General features: G+C 74.0%; 9 protein-coding genes. 1 reads left to right on the forward strand and 8 read right to left on the reverse strand.

Going from position 1 to position 11497, the window contains the following annotated elements:
- Positions 1-98: 98 nt before the first annotated feature.
- The 8 genes from MICAU_RS15435 to MICAU_RS15470 all read right to left on the reverse strand — a co-directional run bounded on the left by MICAU_RS15435 (position 99) and on the right by MICAU_RS15470 (position 10110).
- Positions 99-1157 carry a LacI family DNA-binding transcriptional regulator gene (locus MICAU_RS15435; protein ID WP_013286258.1) on the reverse strand — a complete coding sequence of 353 codons (1059 nt, stop codon included), beginning with the start codon at positions 1155-1157 and terminating at the stop codon, positions 99-101.
- Between the two features lie 228 nt (positions 1158-1385).
- On the reverse strand, positions 1386-2108 hold the full coding sequence (locus MICAU_RS15440; RefSeq protein WP_049794880.1) for an FkbM family methyltransferase: 723 nt from the start codon (positions 2106-2108) through the stop codon (positions 1386-1388).
- Between the two features lie 456 nt (positions 2109-2564).
- On the reverse strand, positions 2565-2945 hold the full coding sequence (locus tag MICAU_RS15445; RefSeq protein WP_030272340.1) for a YccF domain-containing protein: 381 nt from the start codon (positions 2943-2945) through the stop codon (positions 2565-2567).
- Positions 2946-2986: 41 nt separating this feature from the next.
- Complete coding sequence (locus MICAU_RS15450) at positions 2987-5797, reverse strand: DUF5682 family protein (RefSeq protein ID WP_013286261.1); 2811 nt, start codon at positions 5795-5797, stop codon at positions 2987-2989.
- Positions 5794-6906, reverse strand: coding sequence for an ATP-binding protein (locus MICAU_RS15455; RefSeq protein ID WP_013286262.1), 1113 nt, complete (start codon positions 6904-6906; stop codon positions 5794-5796). Before MICAU_RS15455 ends, MICAU_RS15450 begins: the two co-directional genes overlap by 4 nt.
- A gap of 14 nt (positions 6907-6920) precedes the next feature.
- On the reverse strand, positions 6921-8246 hold the full coding sequence (locus tag MICAU_RS15460) for a vWA domain-containing protein (protein WP_013286263.1): 1326 nt from the start codon (positions 8244-8246) through the stop codon (positions 6921-6923).
- Positions 8243-9640 carry a hypothetical protein gene (locus MICAU_RS15465; RefSeq protein ID WP_013286264.1) on the reverse strand — a complete coding sequence of 466 codons (1398 nt, stop codon included), beginning with the start codon at positions 9638-9640 and terminating at the stop codon, positions 8243-8245. Before MICAU_RS15465 ends, MICAU_RS15460 begins: the two co-directional genes overlap by 4 nt.
- Positions 9640-10110 carry a hypothetical protein gene (locus tag MICAU_RS15470; RefSeq protein ID WP_201766754.1) on the reverse strand — a complete coding sequence of 157 codons (471 nt, stop codon included), beginning with the start codon at positions 10108-10110 and terminating at the stop codon, positions 9640-9642. Before MICAU_RS15470 ends, MICAU_RS15465 begins: the two co-directional genes overlap by 1 nt.
- A gap of 267 nt (positions 10111-10377) precedes the next feature.
- On the opposite strand from MICAU_RS15470, the gene MICAU_RS15475 reads away from it, so the two are divergent.
- The gene (locus tag MICAU_RS15475; RefSeq protein WP_236619295.1) at positions 10378-11496 is read left to right on the forward strand and encodes an FUSC family protein; all 1119 of its coding nucleotides are present in this window, start codon (positions 10378-10380) and stop codon (positions 11494-11496) included.
- The last annotated feature ends 1 nt before the right edge of the window (position 11497 follow it).

Raw genomic sequence — 11497 nt, forward strand, 5'->3', positions numbered from 1 at the left:
GTCCCGCAGTCCTCGGGCGGGATGTGGTGGATGGAGGTGTGCGGTGGTGCCACCGGCGGGCGGGCCCGCCGGCGTGGTCGCCGGTACGGCGGGGTGGGTCAGGTGACGCGGGCACCCGCCGGCTCCCGCGCGCCTGTCGAGTCCGGTGCGGTCGGGTCGCTCGTGGTCGTCGAGTCGCGGGCGGTGAAGCCGGTCGGGATGACGGTCGGGGTGTCCGGCAGCGGGGTGCCGGCGAGGTGGCCGATGAGCAGGCGGGCCGCCGCCGTACCCATCTCCCGCAGGGGCTGGCGCACCGAGCTCAGCGGCGGGTGGGTGTGCCCGGCCAGCGGGAGGTCGTCGAAGCCGACCACCGCCACGTCCTGCGGGACGTGCCGCCCGGCGTCGCGCAGCGCCTGCAACGCCCCGGCGGCCGACAGGTCGTTGTGGGCGAAGACGGCGTCGAACGGTACGCCGTCGGCGAGTAGCCGCCGTACCGCCGCGCGCCCGCACTCGAAGGTGAAGTCGCCCTCCACCACCCGGTCCGGCTCGATCGGTACGCCCGCGTCGGCGTAGGCGCCGGCGAACCCGGCGAGCCGTTCCCGGGTGCAGCCGAACCGGCGCAGGCCGGTGACGACGAGCGGCCGCCGCCGGCCGAGCGCCAGCAGGTGCGTGGCGGCGGCCCGCGCGCCTTCCTCGTTCGTGGTCCGCACCGACGGGAAGCCGGGCTGGTGGCCCCGGTCGTCGATGAGGATGACCGGCAGGCCGCGCCGGTGCAGCTCGGTGATGTAGTCGAGCGTCCCCTCCGGTTCGACCACGAGCAGGCCGTCGAACGACTTGGCCGAGACCTGGGAGGCGAACCGGCGCATCGACTCGTCGCCGTGGGTGCAGGTGAACAGCAGCATGCCGTAGCCGGCGGCCTCGACCACGTCGGCCGCGCCCTGGAGCACCTCGCCCATCCAGGGCCAGGTCAGCGCCGGGACCAGCATCCCGACCACCCGGGTACGCCCCCGGGCGAGGCCGACCGCGCGGGCGCTCGGCACGTACCCGAGGTCGCTGATCACGGCACGGACCCGGTCGGCGGTACGGACGTGCACCTCGCCCTTGCCGTTGAGCACCCGGGAGACCGTCGTCTTGCTCACCCCGGCGCGGGTGGCGACGTCGGCGATGGTGATCGGCACGTGACGCTCCCGGGTCGCAGGGATGAGCGGGGTGTTTCGGAACCGGTTGCGGAAGCGGTTCCGTGGCAGTCAACCCAAGTGGCGCGGGTCACGTCAATCACAGACGGATAACGATGCACTGCTAAGTTCGAGGCTTGAAAAAAGTGCCCGGGCTGCGGCTCCGCCGATCACGGCGATGAGCAGGGTCGATGCCTCGTTCCTTCGTGCAGGGCGGTCCGAAGTGGACGCTCAGGGGCGGGCGTACACGTCGCCGGAGTTGGCCTCGTCCGGCAGCGTGCGCAGGTACGCGGCCACCTCGGCGGCCTGACGCCAGCCGGGCAGCGCGAACTCCATCTCGTCACCGATCGCCACAGTGAACCGGGTGAAACCGAGCGCGGCGAGCCGGTCCAGGCAGCGCGCCGCCGCCACCCGGGCGATGGTGGTGAACTCGAACGACAGCGCGGGGACCGGCCGGCTCAGCCCGGCCAGCACGGCGTCCTCGAAGCCCTCCACGTCGATCTTCACGAACGCCGGTACGCCGTGCGCGGCCACGAGCGCGTCCAGCGTGGTGCCCGGCACCTCGATCTGGGCGTCCCAGATCTCGCCCGTCCAGCCGGGCGCGCCGTCGGCGGCGCGGACGAACCCGGGGGAGGCGGTGGAGACGGTCGGGTTGGCCGAGTTCACGTGCAGTCGCACCGGCCCGGCTGTACGCCCGCACGCCGCCTCCACCACCGTCACGCCGTCGTCGTCCGTGTACATCTCGCGCAGCACCCGGGCGCACAGCGGCTGCGGCTCGACCGCCACCACGCGCGCACCGAGACGGCGGAAGCTGCCGAGCCGGTCGCCCACGTGCGCGCCGACGTCGAAGACCAGGTCACCGGCGCGGACCAGCGGGGCGTAGAACGCGTCGAGGGCGGCGTCGCGTGCCGGGTCGCCGTGGTAGAAGTCCAGCGACCGGCGCAGACCGGACATCGCCGGGTCCGCCTTGAGCGTCTCGATCACCCCGTCCCGCACCCTCCCGACGCTAGCCACCCGGGCGCACCCGCGAGCCCCATTCGCGTCCCTTGAGCAATCACCCCATCCTCCTAGGACGCCGTAGAGATGGTGCGCTGCCCGCGCCCGCTCCGCATCTCCCCGCGAGCAGTCAACGACGACCAGCAGATCTTGGTACGAAACGGCCCCCATCAGGGCAGTTTCGTACCAAGATCGCCCGCAACCCCGCCGGAACTCGGATCCGCTCATCAGGAGTCGCACTCGTTGCCCGAGGAGTGCTAACCACGGGTGGAACGTCATGGGTGTCTCCGCCCTCGTTTGACACCCATGACGTTCCACCCGCTCGCGGGGCGCAGCGGACGCCAGGGAAGGGGCTGGGCACGGCGAGGGCCCGGCCCCGGCCCCGGCGGCGCGGGCGCCGGGGCCGGCATGTGGTTACGGGTTGTCGACGACCTCCTGGCCGAGCGGCCACAGCGCCGCCGGGACCAGCTTGAAGTTCGCCACCCCGAACGGGATGCCGATGATCGTCACGCAGAGCGCGATGCCGGCGAGGATGTGCGACAGCGCCAGCCACCAGCCGGCCAGCACCACCCAGAGCACGTTCGCCAGGCCGGAGGGCAGACCGGCGCCCGGCTTGCGCACGATAGTGCGGCCGAACGGCCACAGCGAGTACGACGCCAGCCGCAGCGAGGCGACACCGAACGGGATGGTGACGACGAGGACGAAGCAGATCAGGGCGGCCACGCCGTAGCCCAGGGCCAGGACGAAGCCGCCGCCGAAGACGAGCCACAGCAGGTTCAGCAGAAAGCGGATCACCACTCCATGGTCGCCTGCCCTCGCAAACCCGCCGACGTCGATCAGTCCGCCAGCAGCGTCGCCACCGCATGAGCCGTCGCCGGGTGTGCGGCGAGCAGCACCGACGCCCCGTCACCCGGCGGCGTGCCGCCCTCGGCGAGCGGCTGCCAGCCGCCGGAGCAGCCGAGCAGCGCCGCCACCGCGTCGACCGCCTCCGGATGGGCTACCAGCAGACCGTGCACCGGACCGGTTCCCGGGGACGGCGCGAGTGGGGTGGACGGGGTGGGCGTGGCCGCCCACGGCGGTGTCCAGGCGTCCAGCGCGGGCAGCGTGGCGGGGAACGTGCGTTCCGCCTCGCGGACCAGCAGCGGCACCAGCTCCGGGCCGTGCTCGCGCAGTGTGGTGATCAGCGTCGGCAGCCAGGGCAGCAGCACCGGGTCGGGCAGCCCGGCGAAGGCGGACGACATGGTCTCCACCACGAACGGCGCGAGCCCCGGCACCGGTTCGAGCGCGTGCACGAAGCCGGACAGGTACTGCGGGAACGCGGGCACCACGAGCGGATTGGCGAGCAGCTCGGCGCACTGTTCGCGCAGTCGCGCCAGCGGCAGCAGGCCGAGCTGGTGGCGGGCGGCCCAGAGCAGCGCGAGCTTGGCCGGCGCCTCCGGGTGGGCCTGCGCGACGGCCAGTTCGAGCTGGGAGCGGTCGCACCCGAGCGACAACGCGAGGCTCTCCATGCTGAACAGGAAGCCGAGCATCGCGCCGACCTGCCGTACGCCGGTGGACTCGTCCACGAACGCGGTGGGCAGCAGCGTGCAGTAGTGGGCGTACCCGGTGGTGACGAACGTCCGGCACCACGCGGGCAGCGCCGGTGTGGTGGTGCGGTGGTGGGCGAGCAGCCGCCGGATGCGGCGCAGCACCTCCGGCGCGTCGTCCACCGTGCGTTCGGCGGCGAGCAGCTCCACCGCCCGCGCGCCGAGTTCGTCGACCAGGCGAGGGCTGTCCAGCAGCCGGATGGCGTCCTCGACGGCGGCGAGCGCGCGGGCGGCTGTCGCGTCGGGGCCGCGTACCGCCCGGCGCAGCCGCTGCTCCAGCACCTGTTCGACGGTGACGCCCTCGTAGCCCAGCTCGATCAGGGCGCGCTGGTTGCGGCCGAGCGCGAGGTCCCAGCTCTCCTGTTCGGAGCGGTGGCCGAGGCGGCGCTCACCCATGATCGGGCGGACCGCGTCGGCGGGCAGCAGATGCCGCAGCATCCACAGCAGGTCGGAGCAGGGTGCCAGCGCCGGGTCGGCGCGCAGGTCGAGCAGCGCCCGCTGCACGGTGCGCCGTTCCAGGTCGAGGCCGAGGGGGCGCAGCCGGTCCAGGACGTCGCGGGCCAGCGGCGGCAGGGAGTCGTACCCGACCTGGCCGACGCGGTCGCCGCCGAGGAGGATCTCGCAGAGCCGGCGGACGTCGCGGCGGCTGGGCACCACGTCCTTCTCGATGCAGGTCACGGCGGCGTCGGCGAAGTCGTACGGCGTGGGCCGCGCGCGGTTGCGCATGGTGGCGAGCAGGATCGACGTCTCGAACACGGCGATCGCGTCGGCGGTGCTGGCGAGGTAGCCGTTGCGACGGGCGAGCCGGACGATGTCGACGCACCAGCCGCGCAGTTCGGCCTCGTCCAGCTCGTCGAGGACGGGCGGGGCGGCGAGGAATCCGCTGAGCCGGTCCGTGGCCGGGCCGGTCGTGGCCGGCGCGGCGGCGCGGGCCCGGCGGCCCTTCTTCCCGGTACGCTGCCCGGCCAGCCGGTACGGCGTGAGCCGGGTGCGGGCGACAGCGGCCGTCCAGTTCGCGGCGGCGATGGACACGGTGCCCGGGGCCAGCCCGAACTGCGCCTCGATGGCCGAGTGGCTGGACGGGATGAGGCCGTAACGCCAGCGGGTGCCGGTGCGCGGGCTGATCGGGAAGTCCGGTGCGGTCGAGTCGAGGCCGAACTGTTCGACCCGGCTGGCGGCGTGGAAGGCGCCGCAGACGTAGAGGCAGTCGGCCGGGTCGGCGCCGCTTTCGGCGAGGTGCTGTCGCATCCGGGTCCACATGTGGCGTTCGCGGTCCTCGTCGCGTTCGTCGCGGGCGGACCGGGACGGGCGCAGCCGCCGGAACAGGCTGCCGATCAGCACCATGACCTGGCGGTACGTGTCGTGGTCGGCGTCGGCGAGCGGCCGTTCGACGTACTGGTCCCACCATTCCGACCAGTGCCGCACCTTGCCGTGGTGCAGCAGGTGGGCCTCCAGTTCGGCGAACCGGGGGCGCAGGTCGCCGATCTCCACGCCGACCGCGTCGCCGTGCAGTGCCGTGTCGTCGTCGGCGGACGCGGGGGCGGAGTCCGGCCCCGGTGCGGGCCCGGTGTCGTCGCGGGGGGTCCACTGGAAGACGTGGTCGGTGGAGCGGTCCACGAGCACCAGCTCCACGCCGGGGGTGTCCAGCGCGTACGCGACGGCCTGGTATTCGGCGGACGCCTCGGTGATCGGGGCGACCACGCTCAGCGGGCTCCACTCGGCGGGGAAGCCGTCGAGTTCGGTGGCGAACGCCTGCACCGCCACCGGCAGCCGGCAGTTGCGCAGCTCGTCGAGCAGGGGGCGCAGGTCCTCGCAGAGCTCCAGGTAGATCACCTTGGGCGGGCGGGCACGCAGGCGGCGTGCCATGGCCAGCGCCGAGGCGGGGGAGTGGTGACAGACCGGGAAGATCTCCAGCCGTTCGCGCAGCGCCCTGTCGACGTCGTCGACCATGCCGGTGAGGATGCCGGCGAGCGCGTCCGGGGAGCCGGCGAACGCGGCGGCGGCGTCGGTGAGCTGGTCGCGCAGCGGACCGAACAGGCCGGTCGGTGCGGGCGCGGTCATGACAGCGACGCGATCGCCTGGCGGCCGCCGTCGAGGAAGCCCTCCCAGTCGCCGCCGTCGGCCTTGGCGCGGGGCTCGACCACGCCGTGCAGGTACTTGTTGAGGATGGCCAGGTCCTCCGGGGCGCGGCGGGCCAGCGAGCCCATCAGTGAGCCGGCGAGCGTCTGCGCGCGCAGGGTGCGGTCGCCGAAGAACTGGCTGTGCAGGATCGCGTCCTCCAGCACGCCGATCTGCTCGGCGGTGGACAGCGCCGACTCCAGCTTCTCGTCGTCGCTGGTGGCGGCGGACGCGGCGGCGCGCAGGTCGGCGAAGCTCTGCAGCAGGATGTCGAGCAGGGTGGGCGGGACGTCCAGTTCGATGCGGTGCCGGCGCAGTAGCTCCTCGGTCCGGAAGCGGACGATCTCGGCCTCGCTGCGCTTGTTGGTGACCACCGGGATGCGGATGAAGTTGAACCGCCGCTTGAGTGCGGAGGACAGGTCGTTGACGCCCCGGTCGCGGCTGTTGGCGGTGGCGATGACGGAGAAGCCGGGCTTGGCGAAGACGATGTTGTCGTGGTCCAGTTCCGGGATCGAGACGTACTTCTCGGACAGGATCGAGATCAGCGCGTCCTGGACGTCGCTGGTGGAGCGGGTCAGCTCCTCGAACCGGCCGATCACGCCCTGCTCCATGGCGGTCATGATCGGCGAGGGGATCATCGACTCGCGCGACTGGCCCCGGGCGATGACCATGGAGACGTTCCACGAGTACTTGATGTGGTCCTCGGTGGTGCCGGCGGTGCCCTGCACGACGAGCGTGGAGTTGCGGCAGACAGCGGCGGCGAGCAGCTCGGCGAGCCAGCTCTTGCCGGTGCCCGGGTCGCCGATGAGCAGCAGGCCGCGGTCGGAGGCGAGCGTGACGATGCTGCGTTCGACGAAGCTGCGGTCGCCGAACCACTTCTGCGGGATCGCCCGGTCGAGGCCGTCGGCGCGTTCGGAGCCGAGCACGAACAGCCGGACCATGCGAGGGCTCAGCCGCCAGGAGAACGGCTTCGGTCCGGTGTCGACGGATTCGAGGTAGGCCAGCTCGTCGGCGTACTTGACCTCGGCGGGGGCGCGGAGCATGTCGGACATCAGGGGATGCTCTCCTAGGTGAGGAAGTTCTTCAGCTCGGCGACGAGCTTGCGGATGTGGCCGGAGATGACGGGGGTGCCGAGGTCCTTGAGGCGCTGCCGGAACCAGGGGTTGACGCTCTGGTTGCCGGAGCTGTTGACCGAGCCGACCGGGATGAACTTCACGCCGGAGCGGTGCACGGCCTCGATGCCGTCGAACAGCGGCTGGGACCTGTCGAACTCGTAGAAGTCGGAGATCCAGACCATGACCGTGTTCCGCGGCTCGACGATCTTGGGGCGGGCCAGGGCCATGGCGACCGGGCCGTCGTTGCCGCCGCCGAGCTTGGTGCGCAGCAGCACCTCGAACGGGTCGTGCACCCACGGGGTGAGGTCCAGCGCCCGGGTGTCGTACGCGATCAGGTGCACGTCGACCTTGGGCAGGCCGGCGAAGATCGAGGCGAGGATGGTGCAGTTGACCATCGAGTCGACCATCGAGCCGGACTGGTCGACCACCACGATCAGCCGCGACGGGGTGGTCCGCCGGGCGGTCTGCCGGTAGTAGAGCCGGTCGACGTAGAGGCGCTCGTCGTCCGGGCTCCAGTTGGTCAGGTTCTGCCAGATGGTGCGGTCCAGGTCGAGGTTGCGGAAGACCCGCTTGGGCGGCACGGACCGGTCGACGGCCCCGACGGTGGCCTGCGCGACCTGGGTACGCAGCACCTCGGCGACCTGGTCGACGTAGCGGCGGATCAGTGACTTGGCGTTCGCGAGCGCCACCCCGGACAGGTTGGACTTGTCCCGCAGGAGCTGCTCGATCAGGGACATGCTCGGGGTCAGCCGGGCGGCGAGCGCCGGGTCGGCGAGCACTTCGCGCAGCCGCATCCGGGCCACCAGGTCACCCTCCAGCCCGGCGAGCGTGGCACCCAGGCCGGTGCCCTCGCGGCGCAGCTCACCGGGCTGCGCGCCGCACGCCTGCTCGAACCAGCCGGCGTCGGCCTGCCAGCGGGCGAGCTGCCCGGCGCTGACCTCGCCGCCGCCGGTGGCGAACACGTTGAGCAGCAGCTTGGACGCCAGCGCGGCGCGGCGTACCTCGGTCTCGGCCGGCTGGAACGGCCCGGCGGCGGCTGTGGTGTCGTCGCCGGGGGTGAGCAGGCCGCGCAGCTCGCCGGCGAGGGCGGGGAAGCGCTGCACGACGGTGTCGACGGAGACGGCCGGGTCCAGCAGGGCGGCCGGCAGGCCGAGGTCGTCGACGACGGTGACGCTCGCCGACTCCAGGCCGGGCTGCTCGTCGGGGTGGAACAGGCGGGCGAGCAGCCGCCAGTAGAGCACCTGGCGGCGGTTGGCGTGGGTGCGGTCCTCGGTCATCGGCGCAGCAACCGTCCCGCGCGTTCGCGCAGCACCGCCACGGCGTCGCCCGCCTTGGCCTCGGCCTTGGCCGTCTTCGGGTCGGTGACGCCGCAGGCCCAGTCGCCGTTGTGCGCCTCGACCGTCTGCCGCTTGACGGTGGCCCGGACGGCGAGGGGTTGCAGCAGCCAGCGGTCGTCGTCCCAGCGGAGCAGGCCGAGGCAGGCGGTGGAGGCGGCGACGAGCGCGGGGGCGAGCGGACCGGCGGCGGGCAGCCGGTCGGTGGCCAGGTGCAGGGACCGGCCGTCGAGGTCGAGCGCCGGGACGCCGTCGTCGTCGCGGACGGTGTAGCCCTCGACCAGTACCGGTTCGGCGATCGCGGCGGGGTGGCGCAGCAGCGGTGGGGTCGCCGCCGCCGTGGCGCCGGCCAGCAGCACCCGGGCCGTGGCGAACGGGTCGGCCGGCTCGCCGAGGGCGGCCCGCTCCTCGGCCCAGCGCAGGTCCGCGCCGTGGGCGGTCAGATCGGTGACGGTGATCGCCCGCCGCTGGGCCAGGGCGTTGAGCAGGACCGGGTACGCCTCCAGCAGCCGCCAGCCGGCCGGGCCGACGATGGTGGCGACCTTCGCCGCGACCACTGTGACCCGGACGAGCCGGGGCGCGCCGCCCCCGGCCGGTTCGAGCAGTGCGTGCACCTGCGCCTGGAACGCGGTGTCGTGCTCGTGCAGGTCGACGCCGAGGGGCAGCAGCCGGCCGGACACCGGCTCGCCGGGCGCGGTCTCGCCGTGCGCGCCGAGGGTGAGCAGGACGGCGCGGGTCCACAGGTCGGCCCACCGGCGGGCGGGCACCTGTGGCAGCGACGCCACCGGCAGGGCGGCGCGCAGTTCGGCGGCGAGGCCGTCGAGGAGCACCGCGACGCGGCGTGACGCCGGGTCGGCGAGTGCGGCCTCGACCGGCGCGGCGGCGGCGGAGAGCAGTTCGTGGTCGGTGCCGCGCCAGCCGGCGAGCGCCAGTTCGTGCAGCCAGGCCCGCGCGCCGGCCAGGGCGGGCGGGGAGACGGCGGTGTCGTCCGGTGCGGCGGTCCACGCCGCGCGGGGCCGGCCGAGCGCGGTGTCGAGGCGGTCGAGCAGGGCGTCGTGTGCCGCGCCGAGCAGCGCGGCACGGGCCCCGGCGAGGGCGGCCAGGTGGTCCTCGGCGAGCGCGCCGGTGCGCACCGCGCCGGCCGCCGCGCCCGCCCGTTCGGCCAGCGGCGTGCCGCCGACCGCGGCGGCCAGCGCGGCCCAGGCGGCGGCGCCGGGCTCGTCGGCGCGGGCCAGCCCGGCGGTGAGCGTGTCGTCGGCGCGGTCGACGACGGCGAGCGTCTCGGCCAGCCCGGGGATCGTCCCGTCGTGGAGCCGGGTCAGGTGCGCGGCGAGCATCAGCGCACCCCCGCCGTGGCCGGGAACCAGTGCAGCTCCGGCACCGCCGTGGTGGCGGCCGGGACCTCGAGGTAGGCCAGGTGGCGCAGGAAGCGGCTGAACACCACGGCGGCCGGGCCCGGCTCGTGCCGCGCGTCGGTGCGGGCCAGCAGGGCGGTGCCGTTGTCGACGCCGTCGCCCACGTCCACCCGCAGGTAGCGGGCGACCTGTGTGACGCCGTACTGCAGCACCGCCTCGTCGGCCAGCGCGTGCAGGTGCTTGCAGAGCATGGTGCCGCGCAGCCCGCCGCAGGGCCGGTTGTTGTTGGTGCTGCAGTTGACCGCGTGCGTGCCGGCGGTCACCGAGGAGACGTAGACGCGTTCCACGTCGGAGCCGCTGGACACCACCCCCTGCAACCGCCCGTCGGCCAGTTCCACGAAGGGCACCTTGGCGAGCTTGCGGGCCCGCGCGGGCGGCGCCACCCGCAGCACGCTGCGCCGTCGCCACGAGGCGTCGTTCGCCTCCGTCATCTTCCCGACCTCCCCGCCGGCCGGCCGCCGCCGGGCACGCCGGGACGCCGTCGCCGGCCGTGATCCGTGCCGCTGTGACGACAAGGATCATGGACCACGGGTACGACAGGAGCGCCGTCGCGGGCGGCGCCGGGAATACCGTGCGGCCCGGCGGGTAGAGGAGGGCGTGATCGAGCCCGAGCCGTCGTGCCCGCGATGCCCGGGCGGGCGGCCGGTGCCGTGACCCCCGTGGCTCCGGCGGCGCGCCGGGAGGTCCGGGAGGCGTACGAGCGGCTGCGCCGGTACTTCATCGTGGCCCTCCAGGCCGGTCTGGCCGCCGGTCTGGCCTGGTACGTGGCCAGCACGCTGCTCAAGAATCCGCAGCCGCTGTTCGCGCCGGCGGCGGCGGTGGGCACCATCGCCGCGGCGATCGGCAACCGGATCCGGCGGACGGCCGAACTGCTGGGTGGCGTGATCCTCGGAGTGCTGGTCGGCGACCTGCTCATCAAGCTGATCGGGGCCGGTCCGGTGCAGACCGGCCTGGTGGTCGCGCTCGCCATCTCGCTGGCGGTGGTGATCCGGGGCAGCGGCGCCGTGATGGTGCAGGCCGGCAGCACCGCGGTCCTGCTGGGCACCGTGGAGCCCAACGCGCCCGACCTGGCGGTGCCGCGTACGGCGAACGCGCTGGTGGGCGGCGGGGTGGCGGTGGTGGTGGCGCTGCTGTTGTTGCCGCTGAATCCGGTCCGGGTGGTGCACCGCGCCGCCGGGCCCACGCTGGACCTGTTCGCCAACGAGCTGACGGCGGCGGCGAAGGCGCTCGCCGCCCGGGACGCCGGGGCGGCGGAGGCGTCGCTGGGCCGGCTGGAGGCGGCCGAGGTCGAGCGGAAGCAGACCACCGAGATCGTCGCGGCGGCCCGGGAGGTGACGTCGCTGTCGCCGTGGCGGTGGCGGCGCCGGGCCCAGTTGCGCCGCTACGAGAACGCCGCCGTCCACCTGGAGCTGGCGTACACGAACAGCCGCAACATGGTCCGCCGGGTGGTCGCGTTGCTGGAGGCCCGGGAGCCGGTTCCCCCGGCCCTGCCGGCCGGGGTCGAGGCGTTCGGGCAGTCGCTGCGGCTGCTGCACCGTGACTTCCTGGCCGGGCGGCCGCCGGACATCGCCCGGGCGCGGGCACGGGAGGCCGCGCAGGATGCCGGCCGGGCGCGGGCGGCGGGGCTGGGCTTCTCCGGCACGATCGTGGCCTCGCAGCTGCTCATCGTGGTCGGCGAGTTGCTCCAGGCGTCCGGCATGACCAAGATCGAGGCGGACCGGACGGCCGGTGTCTGCGAGCATCGCCCGGACTCCCGCCCGGACCCAAACGACCGTTAAG

The sequence above is a fragment of the Micromonospora aurantiaca ATCC 27029 genome (genome assembly GCF_000145235.1).
GTDB lineage: Bacteria > Actinomycetota > Actinomycetes > Mycobacteriales > Micromonosporaceae > Micromonospora > Micromonospora aurantiaca.